This window comes from Pseudomonas azadiae (genome assembly GCF_019145355.1).
GTDB lineage: Bacteria > Pseudomonadota > Gammaproteobacteria > Pseudomonadales > Pseudomonadaceae > Aquipseudomonas > Aquipseudomonas azadiae.
Window position 1 is genome coordinate 1129414 of record NZ_JAHSTY010000001.1, and the last position, 26484, is coordinate 1155897.

The following is a 26484-nucleotide window of genomic DNA, read 5'->3' on the forward strand; positions in this document are numbered from 1 at the left end:
GCCCCCCTGTTGTCCCACAGAAGAATCGGTTTCACCCATGGATATCAAACAGCTCTGGCTCAACCTCCAGGACCTCTGGGGCGCCCTCGATGAACACCCGCTGCTGCACGCCAGCCTCGGCTTATTGGTATTGCTGGTAGTGGCGCTGTTGCTCGGACGCGTGGCGCGCTACCTCACCCTCCACGCCATCAAATTGCTCGGCCGGCAACCGGCGCTGCATTGGCTCAACGACCTGCGGCACAACAAAGTCTTCCATCGCCTGGCGCAGATGACGCCGTCGCTGGTGATCCAGTTCGGCCTTTACCTGGTGCCGGACCTGAGCAAGACCGCGATCCTGTTCATCGGCAACGTGGCCCTGGCGCTGACAATCCTGTTCCTGGTGCTGGCCATGAGCGCCCTGCTCAGTGCCTTGCTGGACATCTACGCGCGGACCGAACATGCGCGCACCCGCTCGATCAAGGGCTACGTGCAGTTGGCGAAAATGGTGCTGTTCGTGTTTGGCGCGATCATCATTGTCGCCACCCTGATTGATCGTTCGCCGCTGTTGCTGCTGTCGGGTTTGGGTGCGATGTCGGCGGTGATCCTGTTGGTGTACAAGGACACCCTGCTGTCATTCGTCGCCAGTGTGCAACTGACCAGCAATGACATGCTGCGGGTCGGCGACTGGATCGAAATGCCCCAGGTCGGCGCCGACGGCGATGTGGTGGATATCACCTTGCACACGGTCAAGGTGCAGAATTTCGACAAGACTATCGTCTCCATCCCCACCTGGCGCCTGATGTCCGAGTCGTTCAAGAACTGGCGCGGGATGCAGCAGTCCGGCGGGCGCCGCATCAAGCGCAGCCTGTTCATCGACGCCAGCGGGGTGCGCTTCCTGCGTGACGATGAGGAGTTGCGCATGACCCAGGTGCACCTGCTCACCGACTACATCGGGCGCAAGCAGGCCGAACTCAAGGCCTGGAACGAAGCCCAGGGCCACAGTGCGCAGTTATCGGCCAACCGCCGCCGCATGACCAACCTCGGTACTTTCCGTGCCTACGCGCTGGCCTACCTGAAAAGCCACCCGGACATCCAGCCGAACATGACGTGCATGGTGCGTCAGATGCAAACCACCGCCCAGGGCGTGCCGCTGGAAATCTACTGTTTTACCCGCACCACGGCGTGGGCGGATTACGAGCGGATCCAGGGGGACATCTTTGATTACCTGCTGGCGGTATTGCCGGAGTTTGGCTTGAGCCTGTACCAGCAGCCCAGCGGCAACGATTTGCGCGCGGGAATGATGCCGGCGGTCATGGGAGCCAGCCATTTGCCTGCCCCCCAGAACAGCCTGGCGTAATCGCTTCTACTGCGGCAATGAAGCGGTCATTTCAGCGCGGCATGCCTCGAGGATTTCGTCCGCGAGGGGAGAGTCATCCGGGCATGCCCGCGACAACATGACCGCGCCGATTGCATGCGCCAGCATGTCGATTATCTTTGCGCGCGCAAGATCCCTGGGCGCCTGTTCATCGGCCAGGTACTTCTGCTGGAGCTTGGCCAGCGTGCGCTCTATCCCTTCGGCAAAGGTCTCCTTGAACTCGCCCGATTGACGCGCGGCGTCCCCGCACAGCGCCGCCAGGGTGCACCCTTCGCTCCTGCCGTCGCGGTGGTCCCGCGATACGTAAAGATTGATGAATTGCTGCAAGTCCAGGCTTTCCGTGCTGGCAACCGACTGCGAAAGACTGGTGGCCGCCGCTTCCGCCATCAAATCCGCCTTGGAGCCAAAATGCTTGTAGAAACCGCCCTGGGTAAACCCGGCTGCGGCCATAAGCTCCGCCACCCCCACGCCGTCGTAGCCGCGCTCACGAAACAGCTCTGAAGCCGTCTCCACGATATGCGCTCGATTAGCCAGTGACTGTGCCTTGGTGATTTTCATGTGTTCGCCTCTGCATCGCTGAGCAATGCCCGCATCTTACTATGATGTCGACCGTAATCAAAAGTATTGACAGTTTTGATTACGACCAACATCATAAATGCGCTGTCGCGAATTCCCGCCGGCACGGCGCATTCGCCGTCATTGCCCAACGATCACGGAAACGATATGAACGACAAGACCTTGTTCGAGCCTTACCCGCTCGGCGCGCTGACACTTTCCAATAAAGTCGTCATGGCGCCGTTGACCCGCAACCGAGCGGCGAATGGCTTTGTGCCCAGTGAGTTGGCGGCCACGTATTACGCGCAACGGGCATCAGCAGGGCTGCTGATTTCCGAGGCCTCCCAGATCTCGCGACAGGGCCAGGGCTATCAGGACACGCCTGGGATCTATACGCAGGCGCAGATCGAAGGATGGCGCAAGGTCACCGACGCCGTGCATGCAAACGGCGGCAGGATTTTCCTGCAGCTGTGGCATGTAGGCCGGGTGTCGCACGTTGACCTTCAGGAAAACGGCGCATCACCCGTGGCCCCCTCTGCCTTGCGTGCGGCGACCAAAGTGTTCGTCAACAACGGCTTCGCAGATGCCTCAGAGCCCCGCGCCCTGGGCATTGACGAACTGCCGGGGATCATCAATGACTTTCGCCAGGCCGCAGCGAATGCCATCGCCGCAGGCTTCGACGGCGTAGAGCTCCATGGCGCAAACGGCTACTTGCTTGACCAGTTCCTCAGGGACAGCGCCAACGTGCGCACGGACGCCTACGGCGGCTCGATTGAAAACCGCGCCCGCCTGCTGCTGGAAATCGCTGCGGCGGTCATCGCCGAAGTGGGCGCGGAGCGAACTGGTATCCGCCTGTCGCCTGTCTCACCCGCCAACGGTGTTTCGAGCTCCGCGCCACAAGCGCAGTTTGACTACGTCGTCGATCAACTCGACGCCTTGGGCGTGGTGTACCTGCATGTGGTCGAAGGTGCCACCGGCGGGCCGCGCGACGTAGCGCCGTTCGACTTTGGCTCGTTGCGCCAGCGCTTCGGAAATACCTATATCGCCAACAATGGCTACGACCTGCCCCTGGCCACCTCGACCCTCAACGAGGACCGCGCCGACCTGATCGCATTCGGACGCCCCTTCATTGCCAACCCGGACTTGGTCGAGCGCTTCAAAACCTGCGCCGCGCTGTCAGCGTTCGACCCTTCAACCCTGTATGGCGGTGGCGCAGCCGGCTACACCGACTACCCGGCGCTGGCTGTGCCCACGCACAGCTGAACTGAACACCCTGTGATACCCCTGAGTCGCCCATCAACGTCCCTTGGCAGAGAATCCACCCATGAACACTCCTGAAACCGTCCTGATTACCGGCGCATCCACTGGCATCGGCGCCACCTATGCCGAGCGTTTCGCACGACGCGGGCACGACCTTGTCCTGGTGGCACGCGACAAGACTCGCCTGGACGCCCTCGCCGCAACGTTACGCGAGAAGCACAAGGTCGCTGTGGATGTCCTGCAAGCTGACCTGACCCGGATCGATGACCTGAAGACCGTTGAAGCTCGCCTGCGTGATGATGCACGCATCACTCTCCTGGTCAACAATGCCGGCGCCGCGCAGTCGGGCAGCTTCATCGAACAGTCCACCGACAGTGTGGCAAACCTCGTCGCGTTGAACACCACGGCATTGGTGCGGCTGGCCAGCGCCATCGCGCCACGCCTGGCCCACGCAGGCAAAGGCGCGATCATCAATATCGGCTCGGTGGTCGGCCTGGCCCCTGAGTTCGGGATGACCGTGTACGGCGCGACCAAGGCGTTCGTGCTGTTTCTGTCACAAGGCATGAGCCTGGAACTCTCGCCCAAAGGGGTGTATGTGCAAGCCGTTCTCCCGGCAGCCACGCGCACGGAGATCTGGGACCGGGCGGGTATCGACGTCAACACCCTCAGTGAAATCATGGAAGTCGACGACCTGGTCGACGCCGCACTGCTCGGGTTTGATCGCCGTGAGCCGGTGACCATTCCCCCGCTGCATGACGCCGCCCGTTGGGACGCCTTGCAGGCGGCGCGCCAGGGCCTGCTGGGGCAGATCCGGCAGTCCGAGGTCGCCGAGCGTTATCACGCCAAGGCCTGATCAACGCAGTCCTCGACGCTGTTACAGGCTTGTCACGGTAACAGCGTCGCCATCCGGCATACGGAGCACTCATGCAAACACCAGCCCCACCCCTTCATCCCGAACCGCCCGCGCAGTTCATAAACGCGGCGAACCAATGGGTCAATGTCCAAGGCACGCCCTTCGCTTACCGTGACCTGGGGCCCAAGGGCGAACTGCCGCTGGTTTTGCTGAACCACTGGGGCGCGGTCCTGGACAACTTCGACCCGCGACTCATCGATGGCCTGGCGCGCACGCGGCGCGTTATCGCGGTTGACTATCGCGGGATCGGCGCATCCGGCGGCACTGCCCCGCTGACCGTCAGTGGCATGGCAGACGACGTCATTGCGACGATCGCTGCGCTGGGCTTCGAAAAAGTCGACCTGTTGGGGTTTTCCCTGGGTGGGTTCGTGGCGCAGGACATCGCCCTGAAAGCGCCGAACCTGCTGCGCAAGCTGATCTTGACCGGCACAGGGCCCGCCGGCGGCAAGGGCATTGATCGCGTCTGGTCAGTGTCTTGGCCATTGATGGTCAAAGGTTTGCTGACGTTGCGCGATCCGAAGACCTACCTATTCTTCACCTCAACGGCCACCGGCCGGCGCGCCGCCCGGGACTTCCTGAAGCGCTTGAAGGAGCGCCGCAACGATCGAGACAAGCAGGCGACACCCCGGGCATTCCTGCGGCAACTGAAAGCCATTCAGGCATGGGGCCGCCAGCCCGCGCAAGACCTCGGCCGCCTGCATACACCGACGCTGATCGCCAATGGCGACAACGACATCATGGTGCCGAGCAGCAACAGCGCCGAGCTGGCCAACCGGATACCGAACGCGCAACTGATCATCTACCAGGACGCGGGCCATGGCGGGATTTTCCAGTATCACGCCGATTTCGTGGCCCAGGCATCAGCCTTCCTGAATGCCTGAAGATGTTCCGTCACGGCCCTCAGCCCCCTAAGAGCACATCATCATGAAAGCCTTTTTTATCGAGCGTTACGGCAAGAACAAGGGACGTATTGGCGAGGTGCCCGCGCCTGAAGTGGGGCCCCACGATGTGCTGGTCCAAGTGCATGCGGCGAGCGCCAACGTCTTGGATTTGAAGATTCGCACAGGCGAATTCAAACTGATCCTGCCGTATTCATTCCCCCTGATCCTCGGTAATGACCTGGCCGGCGTCGTGGAGCGCGTGGGGCCTGCTGTACGGCGCTTCAAGCCGGGCGACGCCGTTTATGGACGCCCGCCGGAGCAGCGCATCGGCAGCTTTGCCGAGTTGATCGCGGTGCACGAAGACGCCCTCGCGTTGAAACCCGCCTCTATCGGCATGGAACAAGCGGCCGCCCTGCCCTTGGTCGCGCTGACAGCCTGGCAGGTGCTGGTGCAAACCGCCCAACTGAAAAAAGGCCAGAAGGTCTTTATCCATGCCGGTTCCGGCGGCGTCGGCAGCGTTGCCATCCAGCTCGCCAAGCACCTGGGTGCGTTCGTTGCGACCACCACCGGCACAGACAATGTGGAATGGGTCAAGGCGCTGGGTGCCGACGTGGTGATCGACTACAAAAAGCAGGATTTCGAGCGCGTGCTGCACGGCTACGACGTCGTCTTGAACAGCCTCGGCGCCGATGCCTTGCACAAGTCCCTCGGCATTTTGAAACCGGGCGGCCGGCTTATCTCGATCTCGGGACCGCCGACGCCCGCATTCGCCAAAGAGCAAAAGCTGTCCTGGGTCCTGAGCCTGGTAATGCGGATGTTAAGTCGCGGGATCCGCAGCAAAGCGCGCAAACGTGAAGTCGACTATAGGTTCGTGTTCATGCAGGCCAGTGGTGCGCAACTGGAGAAAATCACTGCGCTTGTCGAGTCGGGGATTATCCGGCCGGTGCTCGACCGGACCTTCCCTTTCGAGTCAACCGCCGAGGCCTTGAGCTACGTTGAACAAGGCCGATCCAAGGGCAAGGTGGTGATTACGCTGAGGTAAGCATGAGCGTCAGCGCGATCAGCGTGAACTCACTGGCGCCGCGCGCAGGCCCAGGCGGCTGATCCACACCGCGCCCAAAATCACCAAGCCACCCAACGCCAGGCGGCCCAGCGGTTCGTGCTGGTTCCAGATCAGCAGGTTCAGCAGCAGGCCCACCGGCACATGCAAGTTGTTCATCACCGCCAGGGTGCCGCCATTGACCAGGCAGGCGCCCTTGTTCCACCAGTACAAGCCCAGCGCAGTGCTGACCAGCCCGAGGAACACCAGCACGCCCCATTGCAGCGGCGCTTCGGGCAGGAAGTCGGACTTGCCGAACAACAGGAACGCTGGCAGCACCACCAGCAGCGCGCCCAGGTAGAAGTAGCCGAAACGTCGATAGTGCGGCAAATCGCTCGGGTAACGCGCCACCAGGTGCTTGTACATCACCTGCCCGGCGGCGTAGGTGAAGTTGGCCAGTTGCAGCAGTAGAAACCCCATCAGGAAGTGCGGGGTAATCTGGTCAAAACGGATCACCGCCGCGCCCGCTACCGCCACCAGCGCAGCGATCAATGCCCAGGGGTTGAAGCGCCGGTTGAGGGCATCTTCGATCAGGGTCACATGCAGCGGCGTGAGGATGGTGAACAGCAACACCTCCGGCACCGTGAGCACGCGAAAGCTCAAGTAAAGGCACACGTAGGTCACGCCAAACTGCAAGGCGCCGATCACCAGCATGCCGCGCATGAAGGCCGGCTCTACCGAGCGCCAGCGGGTCAGCGGGATGAACACCAGCCCGGCCAGCACGACGCGCACCAGTACCGCGAAATAGCTGTCGACGTGACCGGCGAGGTATTCGCCGATCAAGCTGAAGGAAAATGCCTGAATCAGGGTGACAACCAGTAGATAGCCCATGCGCGCCTCGTTTCGAATGGGCGCGACATTAAAGGTTTTCGCCGACTGAAGAAACTCGGGGCAAAAAAAACCCGACCTCGCTGAAGCGGCAGTCGGGCAGGAGCACTCAGGAGCAAAAAGTGCAAAGGGAGGTTCGATACGCGGACTTGAAGGGTTTGCGTGGAGCGATAAAAACACCCCGCGATTACGTGACGATTAAACGATCCACCGGCTCAGGCGACGAGCTGAACCAGCAAGGCCTTGGCGTGGTTGATGCCTTTTTCCTGGAAGTCCCCGCTCAGGTTCACCCCTTCGGCGTGAATGAAGGTGACGTCGTGAATGCCGATAAAGGCCATGACCTGGCGCAGGTAAGGTTCCTGGTGGTCGGAGCTGGCGCCGGTATGGATGCCGCCGCGAGCGGTGAGCACGATGGCGCGTTTGCCGGTCAGCAACCCCTGAGGGCCGGTGGCGGTGTATTTGAAGGTCACACCGGCGCGCAACACATGATCCAGCCAGGCCTTGAGCGTGCTGGGGATGGCGAAGTTGTACATCGGTGCAGCCATCACCAGCACGTCGGCCGCCAGCAGTTCGTTGGTCAATTCGTCGGAGCGGTCCAGCGATGCCTGTTCGCGCTCGTTGCGCTGGTCCGCCGGTTTCATCCAGCCGCCGAGCAGGTCGGCATTCAGATGAGGCACCGGGTTGAGCGCCACGTCACGCACGGTGATCCGGTCTGCCGGGTGGGCGGCTTGCCACTGGCTGATGAACTGCCGGGTCAGCTGGCGCGAGATGGAATCCTGTTGGCGGGCGCTGCTTTCGATGATCAGAACATTGGACATGGCGGCGTAGGCTCCATCGGTAATTGCTGTAAGTCGATGGAGTGGAGATTAAACAGAGCCAATTCGATTAAAAAGCGCAAAAAACTGCTATAACCCATCTATAAATTTGTTTATAGGCCAGGCATGCTCCGTCATCGCCTTACTTCGGCGCGCAGGCCAGGGCGATACGCATCTTGATAATGGCGCGGTTGAATTTGGCGGTGGTGTTGGTGCTTTTACCCGCCGGCACCGTGACCGTCCTGCGGCGCGGCGCTTCCGGGCCGTTGGTGAAGATTACCGAGCAGACGGCGTCTCGGGTGCCGTAGTTATTGAGCTGGATCGAGCTGATATCGCCATCCACATCGGAGGCGGTGTAATCGATGCTCACACCGTCAATCTTTTTCGTCACGTCGATGGGGTAGGCAAACGCGGTCATCGGCAGCAGCGCCAGCAACACACAACAGAATTTTCTCATTCGGCAGTCTCCAATAAGGACCGCCAGCTTAGGACAAGAGGAACCCATCTTGAAAGCGCCCCGCGTTACCCTCGATCAATGGCGCACGCTGCAAGCCGTGGTCGACCATGGCGGCTTCGCCCAGGCGGCCGAAGCGCTGCACCGTTCGCAGTCCTCGGTGAGCTATACCGTGGCCCGCATGCAGGACCAGCTCGGCGTACCGCTGCTGCGCATTGATGGGCGCAAGGCGGTGCTCACCGACGCCGGTGAAGTGCTGTTGCGCCGTTCCCGGCAACTGGTGAAGAACGCCAGCCAACTGGAGGACCTCGCCCATCATATGGAACAGGGCTGGGAAGCCGAGGTACGGCTGGTGGTGGACGCGGCGTATCCGAACGCACGCCTGGTGCGCGCCCTGACCGCCTTCATGCCGCAGAGCCGTGGCTGCCGGGTGCGCCTGCGTGAAGAAGTGCTGTCCGGCGTTGAGGAGTTGTTGATCGAAGGCGTGGCGGACCTGGCGATCTGCGGCTTCAGCATCCCCGGCTACCTGGGCACGGAAATGAGCGATGTGGAATTTGTCGCCGTGGCCCATCCCGAACATGCCCTGCACCGCATGAATCGCGAGCTGAGCTTTCAGGACCTGGAAAGCCAGATGCAAGTGGTGATCCGCGACTCCGGCCGCCAGCAACCGCGTGATGTGGGTTGGCTGGGCGCCGAACAACGCTGGACCGTCGGCAGCCTGGCCACCGCCGCCTCCTTCGTGGGCAGCGGCCTGGGCTTTGCCTGGTTGCCCCGCCACATGATCGAGCGCGAACTCGCCGAAGGCGTGCTCAAGCAGCTACCCTTGGAACAGGGCGGCAGCCGCCACCCCACGTTCTACCTGTATTCAAACAAGGACAAACCCTTGGGGCCGGCGACGCAGATCCTGGTGGAACTGCTGCGCACCTTTGACACCGCCCCGCTGGACGCGCCTTTCGCCGCGCCCCGGCAAGCCTGAAATGGATTCCGCTCAGAAAAAAACCATGTAAAACTGCTGCCCAATGCGCGACTGGAGGTGATCAAGGATTCCCGCCATGCCACGCCCTTGGATCAACCCGAGGTCTTTAACGCTACCCTGCTCGACTTTCTAAAGACCGTCGACACCACTACCCAGGATCACTGACCCATGCTGAAAAAAATCGCCTTCTTTGCCGGATCCGTACTGTTCGCCGCCAACCTGATGGCCGCCGAGCCCGCCAAGGCGCCTCACGTATTGATCTCCACCACCAATGGCGACATCGAAATCGAACTGGACCCGGTCAAGGCGCCGATCAGTACCAAGAATTTCCTGGCCTATGTCGACAAGGGCTTCTACACCAACACGATTTTTCACCGCGTGATTCCAGGCTTCATGGTCCAGGGCGGCGGGTTCACCCAGCAAATGTCGCAAAAGCCGACCGAAGCACCGATCAAGAACGAAGCCAGCAACGGCCTGCATAACGTGCGCGGCACCTTGTCCATGGCGCGCACCAACGACCCGAACTCGGCCACCAGCCAGTTCTTCATCAACGTGGCTGACAATGCCTTCCTCGACCCGGGTCGCGATGCCGGTTACGCGGTATTCGCCAAGGTGGTCAAGGGCATGGACGTGGTGGATGTGATCGTCAATTCGCAGACCACCACCAAGCAAGGCATGCAGAACGTGCCAATCGATCCTGTGTACATCAAGTCGGCCAAGCGCATCGACTGAGGTAACAGGTAGTTTCGCGCACGGCCCACAAGGCCGCGCGCGCATTTGAAAGGAGAGCCCGCCAGTCGGGCGTCAACCCTGATGCTCTATCGCCGTTTTGAACACCTGATCGATATTTTCCGCGACGCCCCCAGCGAAGCCCCGCCCGATAAAGTCCTGCCCTTCTACCTCTATTACCTGCGTCAGGTGTGGCCGTGTTTTGCCGCGCTGCTGGTGGTGGGCCTGGTCGGTGCGCTGATCGAGGTCGCGCTGTTCAGCTACCTGAGCCGCATCATCGACCTGGCCCAGGGCACACCGCCCGCCAATTTCTTCGAGGTGCACAGCACCGAGCTGATCTGGATGGCCGTGGTCGCCCTGCTGCTGCGCCCGATTTTCAACACCCTGCATGACTTGCTGGTGCACCAGACCATCAACCCCGGCATGACCAGCCTGATCCGCTGGCAGAACCACAGCTACGTACTCAAGCAGAGCCTGAATTTCTTCCAGAATGATTTCGCCGGGCGCATCGCCCAGCGCATCATGCAAACCGGCAACTCGTTGCGTGATTCCGCGGTGGCGACGGCTGAGGCGATCTGGCACGTGTCGATCTATGCCATCACCTCGCTGGTGTTGTTTGCCGAGGCCGACTGGCGGCTGATGATTCCGTTGATCACCTGGATCGTCTGCTACTGCCTGGCCTTGCGTTACTTCGTGCCACGGGTCAAGGAGCGTTCGGTGATCTCCTCCGAAGCGCGCTCCAAACTCATGGGGCGCATTGTCGACGGCTACACCAACATCACCACCTTGAAGCTGTTTGCCCATACCCAGAGTGAGCAGGAATACGCCAAGGAAGCGATCGTCGAGCAAACCGAAAAAACCCAACTGGCGGCGCGCGTGCTCACCAGCATGGATGCGGTCATCACCATCCTGAACGGCCTGCTGATCGTCACCACCACCGGCCTGGCCCTGTGGCTGTGGACGCAGTCGCTGATCTCTGTAGGCGCCATCGCCCTGGCCACCGGCCTGGTGATCCGTATCGTCAATATGTCCGGCTGGATCATGTGGGTGGTCAACGGTATTTTCGAGAACATCGGCATCGTGCAGGATGGCCTCAAGACCATCGCGCAGCCGCTGGCGGTGGTCGACCGCGCCAACGCCCCGCGCCTGACGGTGCCCCATGGCCTGGTGCGCTTCGAACAGGTGGATTTCCACTATGGCAAACAGAGCGGGATCATTGGCGGCCTGAACCTCGAGATCAAGGCCGGGGAAAAGATCGGCCTGATCGGCCCGTCCGGCGCGGGCAAGTCGACCCTGGTCAACCTGCTGCTGCGCCTCTACGACCTGCAGGGCGGACGCATCCTGATCGACGGCCAGGACATCGCCGAAGTCGCCCAGGAAAGCTTGCGCGAGCAGATCGGCATGATCACCCAGGACACGTCGCTGCTGCACCGTTCGATCCGCGACAACCTGCTGTACGGCAAGCCCGACGCCACGGACGAACAACTCATGGCCGCCGTACACAAGGCCCGCGCCGATGAATTCATCCCGCTGCTGTCGGACGCCGAAGGCCGCACCGGGTTGGACGCACATGTCGGCGAGCGCGGGGTGAAACTCTCCGGGGGCCAACGTCAACGTATCGCCATCGCCCGTGTGCTGCTCAAGGACGCGCCGATTCTGATCATGGACGAAGCCACGTCGGCGCTGGACTCGGAAGTGGAAGCGGCGATCCAGGAAAGCCTGGAGACCCTGATGCAAGGCAAGACCGTGATTGCAATTGCGCACCGGCTGTCGACCATTGCGCGCATGGACCGTCTGGTGGTGCTGGAGAAAGGCCGGATTGCCGAGAGCGGCAGCCATGCCGAGTTGCTGGCCCATGGCGGGTTGTATGCGCGGTTGTGGCAGCATCAGACCGGGGGCTTCGTCGGTATCGACTGACATGTTACGGGCGTGCACACATTCAACTGTGGGAGCTGTCGAGCCCCGGCGAGGCTGCGAAGGCGGCGGCACTGCTGGCATTTTTATCGCCTGACCCACCGCTATCGCAGCCTCGCTAAAGCTCGGGAGCTCCCACAGGGATTTGCGGTGTCGGCGGGATTTCGGTTGTGCCTGCGAACACAATCTCTGCCGCAACGCAGCTCAACTGTGGGAGCTGTCGAGCCCCAGCGAGGCTGCGAAGGCGGCGGTACTGCTGGCATTTTCATAGCCTGACCCACCGCTATCGCAGCCTCGCTAAAGCTCGGGAGCTCCCACAGGGATTTGCGGTGTCGGCGGGATTTCGGTTGTGCCTGGGAACGCAATCTGTGCAACAGCGCAGGTCAACTGTGGGAGCTGTCGAGCCCCAGCGAGGCTGCGAAGGCGGCGGCACTGCTGGCATTTTTATCGCCTGACCCACCGCTTTCGCAGCCTCGCTAAAGCTCGGGAGCTCCCACAGGGGACCTGCTTTGTCGGCTGGATCTCGTTGTGCCTGCGAACGCATCTGTGCAGCAGCGCAGCTCAACTATGGCTGGCTTGCTCGCGTGAATGCGGTGGATCAGTCGAAATATCAGGTGACTGACACTCCGCATTCGCGAGCAAGCCCGCTCCCACACTTGACCGCTTCAATCAGCATAATTTGCATCAAGCTCCCGTACCAAAGCCCCTTGGCATCTCTGGTGACCCTGGATTTGTACCAAAAGCCTGCTGTAATTCAGTGCAGTGCCCAGACGGGCGCTGAAGTAAATCTGCAGGGAGCATCATTGATTTACTGATTCGGTAGAGCGATCTATCAAGGACGTGTGGCATGTCTTTGTTCAAGCGTTCAGTCACAGAGGGGTTAGGAACGTTTTGGCTGGTATTGGGCGGGTGCGGGAGTGCGGTGCTGGCCGCAGCGTTTCCTGCGGTCGGAATAGGGTTGCTGGGTGTGTCCCTGGCGTTCGGGCTCACGGTGCTGACCATGGCCTTCGCCATCGGGCATATCAGCGGTTGTCACCTCAACCCGGCGGTCTCAGTAGGGCTGGTAGTGGGCGGAAGGTTTCCGGCCAGGGAGTTACCCGCCTACGTCGTGGCGCAGGTGGTCGGCGGCACACTCGCCGCTGCGTTGTTGTATTTCATTGCCAGCGGCAAACCGGGGTTCGAACTGGCCTCGGGCCTGGCGTCCAACGGATATGGGCTGCATTCGCCCGGCGGTTATTCGATGGCGGCGGGTTTTGTCAGTGAACTGGTGATGACCGCGATGTTCGTGGTCATCATCCTCGGCGCCACCGACCGCCGTGCCCCTCAGGGTCTTGCGCCCATCGCCATCGGCCTGGCGCTTACCCTCATTCACCTGATCTCCATTCCCGTGACCAACACCTCGGTCAACCCGGCCCGCAGTACCGGCCCGGCACTGATCGTCGGCGGGTGGGCGATCCAGCAGTTGTGGATGTTCTGGCTCGCGCCAATCCTCGGCGCGGTAATCGGCGGGTTCATCTATCGATGGCTGGGCAAGGAGCAGACGAGCTGAGGCAACATGTTGTCCTTTGTAGTGAGCGGGCTTGTCCCGCGCTGGGCGGCGAAGCCGCCCCAATAAAGACACCGCCGCCTCCAGATAGAACCGGGTCGCCTGGTTTGGGGCGGCTTCGCCACCCAGCGCGGGACAAGCCCGCTCACTACAATCACTTACCGATTTGCCGATACGGCAGGGCGGCCCTCGCCTCTTCGGCATACGCCAAAACCCCCACCCGCTCGCGCTCGAGGAAATCCTCCACGGCGTTCTTCAAACCCGGATGACGCAGGTAGTGCCAGGATCGGGTAATCACCGGTTCAAAACCGCGTATCAACTTGTGCTCGCCTTGGGCTCCGGCGTCGAAGCGTTGCACGCCGTGGGCGATGGCGTAGTCCATGCCCTGGTAGAAGCAGGTCTCGAAATGCAGGCGGTCGAATTCCCCCAGGCAGCCCCAGTAGCGGCCATAAAAGCTGTCGCCGTCGATCAGGCTGAACGCCATGGCCACCGGGCGAGTACCTTGCTTGGCCAGCACCACGCGAATCGCTTCGGGCATGCGCTCGGCCAGCAGGCTGAAAAAGGCGCGGGTCAGGTAGGGCGATTGGCGGCGCACTGCGTAGGTGTTGGCGTAGCAGGCGTAGACAAAATCCCACTGCGCTTCACTCAGTTCATGGCCTTGCAGCCATTGGAACTCGATGCCCTGCCCCGCGACTTGTTCGCGCTCCTTGCGCATCTGTTTGCGCTTGCGTGAGCTCAAGGCATCGAGGAAATCCTGGAAGTCGCGGTAGCCACGGTTCTGCCAGTGAAATTGGCACCCGAGGCGCTGCAGCCAGCCCGGTTGTTGCGCCAGCGCATCATCGGCCAGGCCATCGGTGAAGTTGATATGGGCACTGGAGAGCCCTTCTATTTCCAAATAACCCGGCAAGCTTTTGAGCAGTTCGAAACCGTCGTCAGCATTGGCTGCCAATAGGCGCGGCCCGCTGACCGGGCTGAACGGCACGGCCGTCAGCAGCTTGGGGTAATAGTCGATGCCGGCCCGCTCACAGGCGTCGGCCCAGCCGTGATCAAACACGTACTCACCGTAGGAATGCCACTTGCGATAACCGGGCAGCGCCGCCACCAGCCGATCGCCCTCCCAGTGCAACAAATGCTCCGGCCGCCAGCCCGATTGCGGACCCAGGCTGGCGCTGTCCTCCAGCGCGCTCAGGAACGCATGCCGCACGAACGGCTGGCCCCGCGGCACCAGCGCATCCCAGGCTTGCGGGGCGATCTCGGACAGGCTGTCCAGGCGTTGCAACGGCATTGGCATCCTCACTGGTTCAGGGGCATGAAAGCTTCGCGAGTATCGCCGATTGCCGGGCTTCGCACACCTGCGTTTCGCGCGACAAGGCTCTGAACCAATAGTTCCAGCTAAAGCAAATTGTCATCTAGATGACATTACTTCGCCACTGCTCCGTCATAAACCATCGCGATACTGACGCCTGTTTTTAGAGCGCCTGATTCTAGCAGGTGGTTATTTTTTCCGTCCGTCATCGGTCGGTTGTGTCCTGGATGGTTTGCCATCCCTCCTCACTTTCGGAGATTGATATGCGTCTTGCTTCCACCAAAACTGCGGCGGTCCTGTGCGGCGGCCTGTTACTGGCCCTGAGCGTTCCGGCCAGCGCTGCAGTCGACGCTAAATTGCTCGACATGCTCAAGGCCAACGGCCAGATCACCGCAGCGCAGTACACTGAACTGCAAAGCGAGTTGGCCAAGGACCAGAAAGAACAGCAGATCGCACGGCAAGCTCAACAAGAGACCAACGAACAGATCGCGGCCACCGCGAAGAAGACCAACGAGCTGAGCAGCTTCGACCAGAAGCTGGCCTGGGCGGCAAAGACCCAGCTCAAGGGCGATGTGCGCTTCCGTCATGAGACCATCAAGATCGACGGCACCCCCAACAATGGCGGTAAAGACAAGGACCGTGATCGTATTCGTGCCCGTCTGGGCGCGTTTACCGAAATCAACTCGCAGGTCGACACCGGCATCCGCGTCGCCACCGGCAGCAGCGACGATGCTCGTTCCACCAACCAGGACCTGGATGGCTACTTCAACAAGAAGTCGATCTGGCTGGACCTGGGCTACATCGACTACCACCCGACCCAAATCAAGAACCTGCACGTGATCGGCGGCAAGATGTTGCAGCCTTGGGTGAGCATGGCCGACGTGATCTGGGACAGCGATATCAACCCGGAAGGTCTGGCCGTGACCTACAAATACCCGCTGGGCAGCAGCGCCGAGCTGTTCGGCAGCCTGGGTAACTACAGCCTCAAGGACAACGTCAACGGCGACGGCGTGCAATTTCGCAACGACCTGCGCATGACGGCTGGCCAGTTGGGCTCGCGCTTCTCGCTGACCGACAACCTGAAACTGACCCTGGGCGGCAGCGTCTACGCGTTCCAGAACGACGAAGACAGCCGTTGCCCGACTGCCACCGGTACTACCCCTGGCTGCCTGACCCCTAGCGAAACCGTCGCCAATACCACTGCCGGCAATGCCAGCGAGTACCGCTTGTACGAAGGCTTCAGCCAAGTCGACATCGGCGGCCTGGCTGTACCGTTGTCGTTCTACGGCCAGTACGTGCAAAACACCAAGGCCACTGACAAAGACAAGGACACTGCCTGGTTGCTCGGTGCCAAATCCAAGGTGTTCGGCTTGAACCTGGACTACAACTACCGCGACGTACAGCGCTACGCAGTGGTCGGCGCCTTCACGGATTCGGACTTCGCCGGCGGCTTCACCGGTGCACGTGGTCACAAGTTCAAGGTCGGCTACGACATCGACAAGAACTTCGCCATCGGCGCCACCTACTTCCTGACCAAGGCCGACTACGCCAGCGCCACCGGCTATCGCGATGCCAACGCCAACACGCTGCAGTTGGATGCAGAAGCCAAGTTCTAACCTTCAGTGTTGAAAGCCTCGAGCCAGGACGGCTCGAGGTAGCTGCAACTGTCTTGCGTGGTGGATCGGTCCCCATCATCCGCCCGTTCCACCTGCGCGAGCCCGCCTATTCCCCGCCTTTGCGGTCTTTGAGCCGTTCTTCAGCCAGCCGCTGCGCCAAGGCATCCACATCCTCCACCGGCGCCTCCGGCATGAGCTTCAGCGTCGCCTGCATCAGGCGCATCTGGCGCATAAACCGTCGGCAGTTCGGGCAGAACATCAGGTGATGACGCACCAGCAGACGCTCGCGAAAGGTCAATTGCCCATCGAGATAGTCACTGGAACGTGCCACTTGTTCTTTGCAGGTCAACATTCGCCCGTTTCCTCAAAATGCTCCACCGTGGCAAAGACTTTAAGCCGCGCCCGATGCAATAACACACGCACATTGGACAGCGAGAGCGTCAGCAAATTACAAATTTCCTCCAGCTCCAGGCCCTGGCGCTCACGCAGCACCAGCACACTGCTCTGTAACTGCGACAAACTCAGCAACGTATGCTCCAGGCACTTGCGCAGTTCATCCTCCGTCAGCAGGGCTTCCGGGGTGTCCTGATGCCAGGCGTAAGGGGCGACAGCCCAGTGGCCATCGTCGGGTGCGAAGCGGTCGTCACCGAGGGTGCCGTGGGGTGAGGGCAAGTCGTCGAGCAACACTTCGCGACGATTCTGCTTGTAGCGCCCCTTGGCGGCGTTGGCGGTGATGGTCAACAGCCAGGTCTTGAGGCTGGAACGCCCTTCGAATCTGGCCAGGTTGCGCACCACCGAGAGCCACGCATCCTGCACGACTTCATCGGCGTGGCGCTGGCCGACAATGGCATAGGCCACGGCACGCATGGCGCTTTGGTATTGGGTGACCAATTCCTTGTAGGCCCGTTGCTCGCCCTTGAGCAGCCGTTCAAGCAGGTGCGCGTCGTCCGCTGCTGCCATTGTCTACCTCGATTTGGCTCTGCAAACCCGATGCCTGTGGGAGCTGGCTTGCCTGCGATACAGGCACCTCGGTATGTCAGGGAGACCGAGTTGATACTATCGCAGGCAAGCCAGCTCCCACAGTTGACCGCAGCGGTCGATAGATCAGCGTTTGCGCAGGATCACGCTGCCGATCGAATACCCGGCGCCGAACGAACTGAGTACGGCGACGGAGCCTTTGGGCAAATCGTCCTGGTAGGTGTGGAACGCAATCACCGAACCCGCCGAGCTGGTATTGGCGTAGGTATCCAGGATCACCGGGGCTTCTTCCACGGTGGCTTCGCGGCCCAATAGCTTCTTTACGATCAGGTGGTTCATGCTCAGGTTGGCCTGGTGCAGCCAGAAGCGCTTTACATCGGCCACGTCCAGCTGGTTTTCCTGCAAATGCACGCCGATCAGTTCGGCAACCATCGGGCAGACGTCGCGGAACACCTTGCGGCCTTCCTGCACGAACAGCTTGTCGGGCGCGCCGATGCCTTCTTCCGCCGTGCGGTTAAGGAAGCCGAAGTTGTTACGGATGTTGTTGGAGAACTTGGTCAGCAGCTTGGTGCTCACCACGTCGAACTGATGCTCGGAGGTCGCCAGGTCGGCGCGCTCCAGGATCACCGCGGTGGCCGCGTCACCAAAGATGAAATGGCTGTCGCGGTCGCGGAAGTTCAGGTGCCCGGTGCAAACTTCCGGGTTGACCATCAGGATCGCCCGCGCCTGGCCGAGCTGGATGCTGTTGGCGGCGTTCTGGATGCCGAAAGTCGCTGAGGAACAGGCCACGTTCATGTCAAAACCAAAACCCTCGATGCCCAGGGCTTCCTGGACTTCGATGGCGATGGCCGGGTAGGCGCGTTGCAGGTTGGAGCAGGCGACGATCACGCCGTCGATGTCGGCGGCGGTCTTGCCGGCGCGTTGCAGGGCCTGTTCAGCGGCGCCGATGGCCATCTGGCAGAGCACCGACCATTCGTCGTTGCTGCGCTCGGGCAGGCGCGGAGCCATGCGCCGGGGGTCCAGGATGCCGTCTTTGTCCATCACGAAGCGGCTTTTGATGCCCGAGGCTTTCTCGATGAAGGCTGCGCTGGATTCGGTCAGCGCCTGCACCTCACCGCGCTCGATGGCGACAGCGTTTTCGCTGTTGAACTGTTGCACGTAAGCATTGAAAGACTGCACCAGCTCTTCGTTGGAGATGCTGTTGGCCGGGGTGTACAGGCCGGTGCCGCTGATGACGACGTTATGCACGGTCGTTCCTCTAAATCTGTCAGGCAGAAGATATTGGTACCGTCGTACCAAACTGTAAGTAGTCCGATTCCGCACCGCAGGCACCAAACCGGCATCGCTTTATTCCATCGCGTCGCAGCCCTTCACGACGATCCCGGCATTTATAGCGACGAAGTTTGCCACAAACCCGGGGATTTGGCGCCCTATCCCACATAAACACCCTATTGGTGGAAGCCGGGAGATGCACACTCATTGTAGTGAGCGGGCTTGCCCGCGCTGGGTGGCGAAGCCGCCCCAACCCGGAGCAACGCATTTCTCCAGACAGAACTCAGGCGCCTGGTTTTGGGGCGGCTTCGCCACCCAGCGCGGGGCGAGCCCGCTCACTACAAGGGACAGGCAGAATTCAGGGCTCTACCTGACTCCACTGCTTGCTCAGGCGCTTGTCGGAAATCGGCACTTTGGTGCCCAACTGCTGGCCAAACAGCGACACGCGGTATTCTTCCAGCCACCAGCGGTAGAGCTCCAGCTGGGGATCGCGCTTGCCTTCCTGGGCGTGCTTTTTCAGGCGATTCTCGTACTGCGCCCACAAGCCGCCCAGCTCGGTGCTCCACACACGGTCCTTTTGTACCTGGCTCGGCAGTTTCTCCAGGCGCAGTTCAATGGCCTTGAGGTAACGCGGCAATTCCTTGAACCACTGCGCCGGGGTTTCGCGCACAAACCCTGGGTACACCAGGTTGCCCAGTTGCTGCTTGATGTCGTTAAGCGCCACGGCCTGGGCGAGGTCGATCTTGCCCTTGAAGCGCTTTTGCAGGCCGTGCCAGAGTTTCAGCACTTCCAGGGTCTGGCGCGCCAGGCGTTCGGCCTGTTCGGTCCAGCCACCACGTTTACGCTCGGCCAAGGCCGCCAGGCCAGCACCGTCGCGCGGCAGGCTGGCTTCGCCTTCAAGCACGCAGGCGTCGAGGCTGGCCAGCAGGATATCTTCCACCAACGCATCAATACGCCCCAATTCGCGGTACATCAGGCCCAGTTCGGTCAGGCCCGGCAATTTGCCGCGCAGGAATTTCGCCGGCTCGGCCAATTGCTGCATCAGCAAGCGCTGCAATGCGCGACGGTGCTGGAACTCCGCTTCAGCCGCCGTGGAGAAACGCCCCTCCTTGACCGTACCGTTTTCTTCCACCAACGCCGGGTAAACCGTCATCGACAACCCGGCGATCTTTTGTTGAGTCTTTTCCGCCACCGCGGCAAACGCCTTGGCTTGCACCGGCTGTTGGCTCTTCGCGGTCTGCGGCACGGCCAACGCGGCCTGGCTGGCTTCGGCAAAGCGCGCCGTCAGCTCGGCCAGGTCACGGCCTTCGCCAAGAAACTTGCCTTGGCCGTCGACCACTTCCAGGTTCATCTTCAAGTGGCTTTCCACCTGCTGCGCGGCCTCGGCCCAGGCTTCATCGCTGACGCGCGCGCCGGTCATGCGCAGCAGTTCGCGGCCCAGCGCCTGAGGCAGCGAGCCCTGACCGAATTCGATACGTTGCAGCGCAGCCTTGACGAAGTCCGGCACCGGCACGAAGTTCTTGCGCAAGGCCTTGGGCAGGTTGCGCACCAGGGCGATGCACTTGGCTTCGATCACCCCCGGCACCAGCCATTCCAGACGCTCCGGCGGCAAGGCCGGCAGCAGCGGCGCCGGCACGCGCAGGGTCACGCCGTCGCGCGGGTGGTTGGGTTCGAAGTGGTAACTCAAGGCCAATTCCAGGTCGCCCAGGTGCAGCGTGTCCGGATAATGCGCGGCGGTGACTTCACTGGCGTCGCGGGCCAGCACGTCTTCTTCGCGCATGATCAGCAGTTGCGGGTCTTTCTGGCTGTTGACCTTGTACCAGCTGTCGAAGGTGGCGGTCTGGTGAATCTCCGCCGGCAGGCGCGCATCGTAGAAGGCGTACAGGGTCTCCTCGTCCGCCAGGATGTCGCGGCGGCGCGCCTTGGCTTCGAGTTCGTCGAGCTGCTCCAGCAACTGCTGGTTGGCCGTGAGGCACTTGGCGCGCGACTGGATCTCGCCCCGCACCAGGCCTTCGCGGATAAACAGCTCGCGCGACACCACCGGGTCGATCGGCCCGTAATGCACCGGCCGGCGCCCGACCACGATCAGCCCGAACAGGGTGATCTGCTCAAAGGCCACGACTTGGCCACGCTTCTTCTCCCAATGCGGCTCGAAGTGGTTTTTCTTGATCAGGTGCCCGGCCAACGGCTCGATCCAGTCGGCGTCGATCTTGGCCACCATGCGCGCATACAGCTTGGTGGTTTCCACCAGTTCGGCGGTCATCAGCCATTGCGGGCGTTTCTTGCCAATGCCCGACGAGGGGTGAATCCAGAAGCGGCGCTGGCGCGCGCCCAGGTAATCGCCGTCCTCGGTCTTCTGGCCGATCTGGCTGAGCAAGCCGGACAATACCGCCTTGTGCAATTTCGGGAAATCCGCCGGTTCCTTGTTGATCGTCAACTGCATGTCGCGGCAGATCAGGCTCAACTGGCGATGGGAATCGCGCCACTCGCGCAGGCGCAGGTAATTGAGGAAGTTCTTGCGGCACCAGTTGCGCAGCGGGCTGGCGGTAAGCGCCTGGCGCTGTTCTTCAAAGCCACGCCATAGGTTGACCAGCCCGGCGAAGTCCGAGTCCGCGTCTTTCCACTGGGCGTGGGCCTGGTCGGCGGCCTGCTGGCGCTCCGGCGGACGTTCGCGCGGGTCCTGGATCGACATGGCGCTGGCGACGATCAGCACTTCCTGCAAGCTGCCGAGCTTGGCGGCTTCCAGCAGCATGCGGCCCATGCGCGGGTCGACCGGCAGGCGCGCCAGTTGGCGGCCCAGCGGCGTGAGCTGGCTGTTGCGGTCCACCGCCGAGAGTTCTTGCAGCAGGTTGAATCCGTCGCTGATGGCCTTGCCATCCGGCGGTTCGATAAACGGGAAATCGGTGATTTCGCCGAGGCGCAGGTGCAGCATCTGCAGGATCACGGCGGCGAGGTTGGTGCGCAGGATCTCCGGGTCGGTAAATTCCGGCCGGCCAATGAAGTCTTCTTCGCTGTACAAGCGAATGCAAATGCCCGGCTCGACCCGGCCGCAACGGCCTTTACGCTGGTTGGCGCTGGCCTGGGAGATCGCCTCGATCGGCAGGCGCTGCACCTTGGCGCGGTAGCTGTAGCGGCTGATGCGCGCGGTGCCGCTGTCGATCACATAGCGAATGCCCGGCACCGTCAGCGAGGTTTCCGCAACGTTGGTCGCCAGCACCACACGCCGTCCCGGGTGGGACTGGAAGATACGCTGCTGTTCGGCCGGCGACAGACGCGCGTACAACGGCAGGATTTCGGTGTGCTTGAGCTGGGCCTTGCGCAGCATCTCGGCCGCGTCGCGAATCTCGCGCTCGCCCGGCAAAAACACCAGCACATCGCCAGGGCTACGCCGCTCGCTGCGCTCATAGGCGGCGATTTCGTCCAGGGTGGCCAGGATCGCCTGGTCCACCGTCAAGTCGTCCTCGACGCGGTTGCCCTCCTCGTCCTGCTCCAGGGTCAGCGGGCGGTACCAGGTGTCGACCGGGAAGGTGCGGCCCGACACTTCCACGATCGGCGCATCGTCGAAGTGCTTGGAAAAGCGCTCCAGGTCGATGGTCGCGGAGGTGATGATGACTTTGAGGTCCGGACGACGCGGCAGCAGGGTTTTCAGGTAGCCCAGCAGGAAGTCGATGTTCAGGCTGCGTTCGTGGGCTTCGTCGACGATGATCGTGTCGTAGCGTTCCAGATAGCGATCATTTTGGGTTTCCGCCAGCAGGATGCCGTCGGTCATCAGCTTGATCAGCGTGTTGGAATCGCTCTGGTCTTCGAAGCGCACTTGATAGCCGACCAGCGCGCCGAGCGGCGTGGCCAACTCTTCAGCGACCCGACTGGCGACGCTGCGCGCGGCGATCCGGCGCGGCTGGGTGTGGCCGATCAGGCCGAACTGGCCGCGGCCGATCTCCAGGCAAATCTTCGGCAACTGGGTGGTTTTACCCGAGCCGGTTTCGCCAGCGATGATCAGCACCTGATGCTTGTTCAGCGCCGCTTTGATCTCATCGCGCTTGGCCGCAATCGGCAGGCTGTCGTCGTAACGAATCACCGGCAGGCTCGCGCGCCGCGCCGTGACCTGCGCGCACGATGCCTGCATGCGCGCCACCCACTGCGCCAGCTTGCCCTCGTCGGGTTTCTTGCGCAGTTCAAGCAACTGCCGGCGCAAGCGCTGGCGGTCGGCAAGCATGGCGTGATCGAGGGTGTTGAGCAGTTGGTCGATAGTGGGCGCTTGGTCAGTCATCAGGTACTTTGGCGGTCATCTATTTATGCACGGCCGGTAAGTGTGGCAGAAAAGCAGCCTGTCCGGCAGGCCAAACCGTGGGAGCAATTACAGGGGATCTTTTCTGCGGTAGGGGAACACATCGATTACCTTGCCGGCGCGAATCGCCTCTTGCAGGCCTTTCCAGTAGTCCGCGTTGTACAACTCACCATGCAGCTCATCAAACAGCTTGCGCTGGCTGGCGTCGGCGAAAAGAAAAGGCGGGAACTCTTCCGGAAACACGTCCAGCGGGCCTATGGAGTACCAGGGTTCGCAGGCCATTTCATCCTCAGGGGTGCGCGGCGCGGGGATATGACGGAAGTTGGCTTCGGTGAGGTAGCAGATTTCGTCGTAGTCGTAGAACACCACACGGCCATGGCGGGTAACGCCGAAGTTTTTCAGCAGCATGTCACCGGGGAATATATTCGCCGCCGCCAACTGCTTGATCGCCAGGCCGTAGTCTTCCAGGGCTTCACGCACCTGGGCCGGGTTGGCGTTCTCGAGGTAGAGGTTGAGCGGCGTCATGCGCCGCTCGGTCCAGCAATGGCGGATCAGCACCGTATCGCCTTCCACCTCGACAGTGCCGGCAGCCACTTCCAGCAGTTCGGCCAGGCATTCGGGCTCGAATTTACTCAGGGGGAAGCGGAAGTCGGCGAACTCCTGGGTATCGGCCATGCGCCCGACCCGGTCGACGCTTTTGACCAGGCGATACTTCTCGATCACCGTGGCGCGGTTGACATTCTTGGAGGGTGAAAAGCGGTCCTTGATGATCTTGAACACGGTGTTGAAGCCCGGCAGGGTAAATACGCTCATGACCATGCCGCGCACGCCGGGCGCCATGATGAATTGATCGTCGGTGCTGGCCAGGTGGTTGATCAGCGCGCGATAGAACTCTGACTTGCCATGCTTGTAGAAGCCAATCGAGGTGTACAACTCGGCGATATGTTTACTGGGCAGGATGCGCTTGAGAAAGCCGATAAATTCCGCCGGCACCGGTACATCCACCATGAAGTAGGAACGGGTGAACGAGAAGATGATCGACACGTCGGCTTCATCGGTGATCAGCGCGTCGATCTGGATGCCCTGCCCTTCGCGGTGCAGCAGTGGGATGACCAGCGGCCATTGTTCGTCGAGGGTATAAATGCGCCCCACCAGGTAGGCGCCCTTGTTGCGGTAAAGCACCGAGGAGAACAGCTCGACTTTAAGATCCGGGTCTTTACGGACCCAATCCGGCAGGTTTTCGCGCAGTTGCGCTTCGAGGCGGTGCAGGTCGGCGGGCAAATCGGCGTAGGGTTCGCTGAACCTGAAGTCTGCAAAGACCTGCGCAAGCATGTCCGCAATGTTGCCGACCGGGGCATATGTGCGGGTTTGCGCCGCCCGCGCCCGGCGCAGGCTGGGCCGGGTGGTGTGGATGAACATGCAGCCATCGCTGATCAGGTCATGACTGAACAGGCCGCAGAAGATCGAGTTGTACCAGGTCTCGGACAATTCATCGTCCAAGCGCAGATCGATCAGGCGGATGTAGGCGCTTTTCACCAACGGCCAGCGATCAATATCAAGCAATGCGGCGGCATCGAAATGCGCACGCAGGCGCGTGGTCACTTCACCGACCTTTTCTTCATAGAGGTTGATCCGCGCCGCCGACGCCGCCTGGCCCTGTTGCCACTGAGCTTTTTCAAAACGCTCGCGGGCGCCATCGGTGATCTGGCGGAAGTGCTCACGGTAATCATCAAAACCTTCGAGGATCATCCGGGCAATGGCGAGGGCGGACTGCGGCATGCGGGAAACCTCGAACGGGCATCGGGAAGCCCTGAGCTTAGCCAGTATAGGGGGAGAAGGAGAAGGGGCATTTTTTGTGCGGCCCTGTACACTCGCCGCCTTATTGACCTGGGAGTGTTCCGTGAGACCTGTCGACACCCTGTACCTGCTGGGGCTCGCCGCCATCTGGGGCGCGAGCTTCCTGTTCATGCGCGTTATCGCGCCGGAGATCGGCACGCTGCCGACGGCGTTTTTCCGTGTGTCGATCGCGGCCGCCGGGTTGCTGGTGATCCTGGCGGCGATGCGGGTGAGCTGGGATTTCCAGGGCAAGTTCAAGACGGTATTGCTGCTGGGGGTGATTAACTCCGGGATTCCCGCGACTATGTATTCGGTGGCGGCCCAAGTGCTGCCGGCAGGTTACTCGGCGATCTTCAACGCCACCACGCCATTGATGGGCGTGTTGATCGGCGGGCTGTTTTTCAGCGAGCGACTCACGCCGTCAAAAATCGCCGGTGTGTGCCTTGGCCTGTTCGGTGTGGGTGTGCTGACCCGCGCGGGGCCGGTGGCGTTTGACCTGGCATTGCTGATGGGTGCGCTGGCCTGTTTGCTGGCGACCACCTGCTATGGCTTTGCCGGGTTCCTTGCGCGGCGCTGGCTGGATCAGCGCGGAGGCTTGGACAGCCGTCTGTCAGCGCTGGGCAGTATGCTGGGCGCTACGTTATTCCTGCTGCCGTTCTTTGCCTACAGCGCGATCAGCCAGCCGCCTGCCAGTTGGGGTGGGTGGCAGGTGTGGTTGTCGCTGCTGGGGCTGGGACTGATATGCACGGCGTTTGCCTACATCCTGTACTTCCGCCTGCTGACGTCCATCGGACCGGTAAGGTCGATGACCGTGACCTTCATGATCCCGCCGTTCGGCGTACTCTGGGGCGCGTTGCTGCTGGACGAGCCGTTGTCCATGGCGCACGTGTATGGCGGGGCGTTTATTGCTGGGGCGCTGTGGCTGGTGTTGCGGCCGAAAAAACCGTAGCGAGCCCAACTTTCCAGAACAATTTTTATAAATGAAAGTATTAAAACATGATTCTAATACCTGTCAACAATGACAGTAGACGGCATTTCCCAGTGATGAATAATAAAGGGGCAGCAATAGTAAAGACAGCACTCACACCGGGAGAATAACATGTCTAACAAAGATCTAAATGAACTCATCCATCGCAGTAACAAACAAACCACGCTTGCCACCGGCACGATCGATATCACCAAAAATACTGGCCAACTTCAACTGCCAGACCCTAAGCGTCATGATTTCGAAAAACACATGGGCAACGATTTTTTTGAGACAACCTGGATCGCTCGAAGGGTCGGAGTAGATTCGCAAACTTACAACTACCAAGCTATCGTGATCACATTCAAGGACAAATGCCTCGATGGCCCACTCCAAGTTAGCAACTTTGGAGATGTAACAGTCACTTGGGCCTTGGTCATCAATAACATCATTAGGTCTTGGCATGCAGAAAGTGGCACCTTAAACCTCACATCTAATCGCACACTCGGACAGGAGCGCATTCACGGCGATTTCAAGGATTGCGAGATGGTTAACCAGCACGATACAACTCAACGCTTCTTTATGGCGGGCACTTATGATCTCAAGGATGTTAGCATTATCACCTGACACGTACTCCCCATAACCCCCTCAACCGTTAACCATCAGCCAAGAAAAGAAGTTTGTGACTTAAGCACTGAAGAGCCGTTCATTAAGGGGTGAAGTAGGGTTCCCGCCAGCCAATCCGCCACGATGCTGGCGAGCCAGAAGCCGTCGGCGGGCCGGGGCCAGGCCTGCAGAAAACGCTTCATTGGGTTCGGGATGGCTCAGGGTAAGCAGAGGGTATGGAGCCCTTGCAAGGCGGCGCCACCGTGTGGCGCCGCCTCATGCCGAAAAAATGCA

The 26484-nt window shown here is 61.1% G+C and carries 22 protein-coding genes and 1 pseudogene; 13 read left to right on the forward strand and 10 right to left on the reverse strand.

Annotated features, from left to right (window positions below; all coding sequences use genetic code 11):
- Positions 1–37: 37 nt before the first annotated feature.
- A complete protein-coding gene (locus KVG91_RS05005) occupies positions 38–1336 on the forward strand; it encodes a mechanosensitive ion channel family protein (protein WP_169376025.1) in 1299 nt (432 codons plus the stop codon).
- A 6-nt stretch (positions 1337–1342) separates the two neighbouring features.
- Here KVG91_RS05005 and KVG91_RS05010 read toward each other — a convergent pair whose 3' ends face one another.
- A complete protein-coding gene (locus KVG91_RS05010) occupies positions 1343–1912 on the reverse strand; it encodes a TetR/AcrR family transcriptional regulator (RefSeq protein WP_169376024.1) in 570 nt (189 codons plus the stop codon).
- A 165-nt stretch (positions 1913–2077) separates the two neighbouring features.
- Here KVG91_RS05010 and KVG91_RS05015 point away from each other — a divergent pair, with 165 nt between their 5' ends.
- The 4 genes from KVG91_RS05015 to KVG91_RS05030 all read left to right on the forward strand — a co-directional run bounded on the left by KVG91_RS05015 (position 2078) and on the right by KVG91_RS05030 (position 6005).
- The gene (locus KVG91_RS05015) at positions 2078–3172 is read left to right on the forward strand and encodes an alkene reductase (protein WP_169376023.1); all 1095 of its coding nucleotides are present in this window, start codon (positions 2078–2080) and stop codon (positions 3170–3172) included.
- Between the two features lie 61 nt (positions 3173–3233).
- A complete protein-coding gene (locus KVG91_RS05020; protein ID WP_169376022.1) occupies positions 3234–4022 on the forward strand; it encodes an SDR family NAD(P)-dependent oxidoreductase in 789 nt (262 codons plus the stop codon).
- 71 nt (positions 4023–4093) lie between these two features.
- A complete protein-coding gene (locus KVG91_RS05025) occupies positions 4094–4963 on the forward strand; it encodes an alpha/beta fold hydrolase (RefSeq protein WP_169376021.1) in 870 nt (289 codons plus the stop codon).
- 43 nt (positions 4964–5006) lie between these two features.
- Entirely contained in the window at positions 5007–6005 is a 999-nt protein-coding gene (locus tag KVG91_RS05030) for an NADP-dependent oxidoreductase (protein WP_169376020.1), read from the forward strand.
- Positions 6006–6023: 18 nt separating this feature from the next.
- Here KVG91_RS05030 and KVG91_RS05035 read toward each other — a convergent pair whose 3' ends face one another.
- The 3 genes from KVG91_RS05035 to KVG91_RS05045 form a co-directional block, all read right to left on the reverse strand.
- Complete coding sequence (locus KVG91_RS05035) at positions 6024–6893, reverse strand: carboxylate/amino acid/amine transporter (RefSeq protein ID WP_169376019.1); 870 nt, start codon at positions 6891–6893, stop codon at positions 6024–6026.
- A 212-nt stretch (positions 6894–7105) separates the two neighbouring features.
- Positions 7106–7708, reverse strand: coding sequence for an FMN-dependent NADH-azoreductase (locus KVG91_RS05040; RefSeq protein WP_169376018.1), 603 nt, complete (start codon positions 7706–7708; stop codon positions 7106–7108).
- 139 nt (positions 7709–7847) lie between these two features.
- The gene (locus KVG91_RS05045) at positions 7848–8162 is read right to left on the reverse strand and encodes a 3-phosphoglycerate kinase (RefSeq protein WP_169376017.1); all 315 of its coding nucleotides are present in this window, start codon (positions 8160–8162) and stop codon (positions 7848–7850) included.
- Positions 8163–8211: 49 nt separating this feature from the next.
- On the opposite strand from KVG91_RS05045, the gene KVG91_RS05050 reads away from it, so the two are divergent.
- The 5 genes and pseudogenes from KVG91_RS05050 (at position 8212) to aqpZ (ending at position 13327) form a co-directional block, all read left to right on the forward strand.
- A complete protein-coding gene (locus KVG91_RS05050) occupies positions 8212–9135 on the forward strand; it encodes a LysR family transcriptional regulator (RefSeq protein WP_076952900.1) in 924 nt (307 codons plus the stop codon).
- Positions 9136–9159: 24 nt separating this feature from the next.
- Positions 9160–9300, forward strand: a pseudogene (locus tag KVG91_RS05055) (alpha/beta fold hydrolase); the annotation flags it as partial.
- Between the two features lie 3 nt (positions 9301–9303).
- Complete coding sequence (locus KVG91_RS05060) at positions 9304–9867, forward strand: peptidylprolyl isomerase (RefSeq protein ID WP_076952899.1); 564 nt, start codon at positions 9304–9306, stop codon at positions 9865–9867.
- An 81-nt stretch (positions 9868–9948) separates the two neighbouring features.
- Positions 9949–11781, forward strand: coding sequence for an ABC transporter ATP-binding protein (locus KVG91_RS05065; protein ID WP_169376016.1), 1833 nt, complete (start codon positions 9949–9951; stop codon positions 11779–11781).
- 844 nt (positions 11782–12625) lie between these two features.
- The gene (gene aqpZ, locus KVG91_RS05070) at positions 12626–13327 is read left to right on the forward strand and encodes an aquaporin Z (protein WP_169377381.1); all 702 of its coding nucleotides are present in this window, start codon (positions 12626–12628) and stop codon (positions 13325–13327) included.
- A gap of 151 nt (positions 13328–13478) precedes the next feature.
- Here aqpZ and KVG91_RS05075 read toward each other — a convergent pair whose 3' ends face one another.
- The gene (locus KVG91_RS05075; protein ID WP_169377382.1) at positions 13479–14609 is read right to left on the reverse strand and encodes a GNAT family N-acetyltransferase; all 1131 of its coding nucleotides are present in this window, start codon (positions 14607–14609) and stop codon (positions 13479–13481) included.
- A 284-nt stretch (positions 14610–14893) separates the two neighbouring features.
- Between KVG91_RS05075 and KVG91_RS05080 the strand changes: the two genes are divergently transcribed.
- Positions 14894–16246, forward strand: a complete 1353-nt coding sequence (locus tag KVG91_RS05080; protein WP_169377383.1) for a putative porin — start codon at positions 14894–14896, stop codon at positions 16244–16246.
- A gap of 106 nt (positions 16247–16352) precedes the next feature.
- On the opposite strand, the gene KVG91_RS05085 is transcribed toward KVG91_RS05080, so the two are convergent.
- The 5 genes from KVG91_RS05085 to aceK all read right to left on the reverse strand — a co-directional run bounded on the left by KVG91_RS05085 (position 16353) and on the right by aceK (position 24563).
- Complete coding sequence (locus tag KVG91_RS05085) at positions 16353–16598, reverse strand: anti-sigma factor family protein (RefSeq protein ID WP_169377384.1); 246 nt, start codon at positions 16596–16598, stop codon at positions 16353–16355.
- A complete protein-coding gene (locus KVG91_RS05090; RefSeq protein WP_169377385.1) occupies positions 16592–17206 on the reverse strand; it encodes an RNA polymerase sigma factor in 615 nt (204 codons plus the stop codon). Before KVG91_RS05090 ends, KVG91_RS05085 begins: the two co-directional genes overlap by 7 nt.
- Before the next feature lie 144 nt (positions 17207–17350).
- Positions 17351–18472 (reverse strand): beta-ketoacyl-ACP synthase III, encoded by a 1122-nt coding sequence (locus KVG91_RS05095; protein ID WP_169377386.1) that lies wholly within the window; start codon positions 18470–18472, stop codon positions 17351–17353.
- 382 nt (positions 18473–18854) lie between these two features.
- Entirely contained in the window at positions 18855–22766 is a 3912-nt protein-coding gene (gene hrpA, locus KVG91_RS05100) for an ATP-dependent RNA helicase HrpA (RefSeq protein WP_169377387.1), read from the reverse strand.
- Positions 22767–22853: 87 nt separating this feature from the next.
- Positions 22854–24563, reverse strand: a complete 1710-nt coding sequence (aceK, locus tag KVG91_RS05105) for a bifunctional isocitrate dehydrogenase kinase/phosphatase (RefSeq protein ID WP_169377388.1) — start codon at positions 24561–24563, stop codon at positions 22854–22856.
- 121 nt (positions 24564–24684) lie between these two features.
- Here aceK and KVG91_RS05110 point away from each other — a divergent pair, with 121 nt between their 5' ends.
- Both KVG91_RS05110 and KVG91_RS05115 read left to right on the forward strand, forming a co-directional pair.
- Positions 24685–25569 (forward strand): DMT family transporter, encoded by an 885-nt coding sequence (locus tag KVG91_RS05110; protein ID WP_217894873.1) that lies wholly within the window; start codon positions 24685–24687, stop codon positions 25567–25569.
- Between the two features lie 150 nt (positions 25570–25719).
- Positions 25720–26211, forward strand: a complete 492-nt coding sequence (locus tag KVG91_RS05115; protein ID WP_169374424.1) for a hypothetical protein — start codon at positions 25720–25722, stop codon at positions 26209–26211.
- Positions 26212–26484: the final 273 nt, after the last annotated feature.

What these genes read in the sequence shown, in the direction of transcription:
- KVG91_RS05005 (WP_169376025.1), top strand. Translation starts at nt 38, where the DNA reads ATGGATATCAAACAGCTCTGGCTCAACCTCCAGGACCTCTGGGGCGCC.
- KVG91_RS05010 (WP_169376024.1), bottom strand. Translation starts at nt 1,912, where the DNA reads ATGAAAATCACCAAGGCACAGTCACTGGCTAATCGAGCGCATATCGTG.
- KVG91_RS05015 (WP_169376023.1), top strand. Translation starts at nt 2,078, where the DNA reads ATGAACGACAAGACCTTGTTCGAGCCTTACCCGCTCGGCGCGCTGACA.
- KVG91_RS05020 (WP_169376022.1), top strand. Translation starts at nt 3,234, where the DNA reads ATGAACACTCCTGAAACCGTCCTGATTACCGGCGCATCCACTGGCATC.
- KVG91_RS05025 (WP_169376021.1), top strand. Translation starts at nt 4,094, where the DNA reads ATGCAAACACCAGCCCCACCCCTTCATCCCGAACCGCCCGCGCAGTTC.
- KVG91_RS05030 (WP_169376020.1), top strand. Translation starts at nt 5,007, where the DNA reads ATGAAAGCCTTTTTTATCGAGCGTTACGGCAAGAACAAGGGACGTATT.
- KVG91_RS05035 (WP_169376019.1), bottom strand. Translation starts at nt 6,893, where the DNA reads ATGGGCTATCTACTGGTTGTCACCCTGATTCAGGCATTTTCCTTCAGC.
- KVG91_RS05040 (WP_169376018.1), bottom strand. Translation starts at nt 7,708, where the DNA reads ATGTCCAATGTTCTGATCATCGAAAGCAGCGCCCGCCAACAGGATTCC.
- KVG91_RS05045 (WP_169376017.1), bottom strand. Translation starts at nt 8,162, where the DNA reads ATGAGAAAATTCTGTTGTGTGTTGCTGGCGCTGCTGCCGATGACCGCG.
- KVG91_RS05060 (WP_076952899.1), top strand. Translation starts at nt 9,304, where the DNA reads ATGCTGAAAAAAATCGCCTTCTTTGCCGGATCCGTACTGTTCGCCGCC.
- KVG91_RS05065 (WP_169376016.1), top strand. Translation starts at nt 9,949, where the DNA reads ATGCTCTATCGCCGTTTTGAACACCTGATCGATATTTTCCGCGACGCC.
- aqpZ (WP_169377381.1), top strand. Translation starts at nt 12,626, where the DNA reads ATGTCTTTGTTCAAGCGTTCAGTCACAGAGGGGTTAGGAACGTTTTGG.
- KVG91_RS05075 (WP_169377382.1), bottom strand. Translation starts at nt 14,609, where the DNA reads ATGCCGTTGCAACGCCTGGACAGCCTGTCCGAGATCGCCCCGCAAGCC.
- KVG91_RS05080 (WP_169377383.1), top strand. Translation starts at nt 14,894, where the DNA reads ATGCGTCTTGCTTCCACCAAAACTGCGGCGGTCCTGTGCGGCGGCCTG.
- KVG91_RS05085 (WP_169377384.1), bottom strand. Translation starts at nt 16,598, where the DNA reads ATGTTGACCTGCAAAGAACAAGTGGCACGTTCCAGTGACTATCTCGAT.
- KVG91_RS05090 (WP_169377385.1), bottom strand. Translation starts at nt 17,206, where the DNA reads ATGGCAGCAGCGGACGACGCGCACCTGCTTGAACGGCTGCTCAAGGGC.
- hrpA (WP_169377387.1), bottom strand. Translation starts at nt 22,766, where the DNA reads ATGACTGACCAAGCGCCCACTATCGACCAACTGCTCAACACCCTCGAT.
- aceK (WP_169377388.1), bottom strand. Translation starts at nt 24,563, where the DNA reads ATGCCGCAGTCCGCCCTCGCCATTGCCCGGATGATCCTCGAAGGTTTT.
- KVG91_RS05115 (WP_169374424.1), top strand. Translation starts at nt 25,720, where the DNA reads ATGTCTAACAAAGATCTAAATGAACTCATCCATCGCAGTAACAAACAA.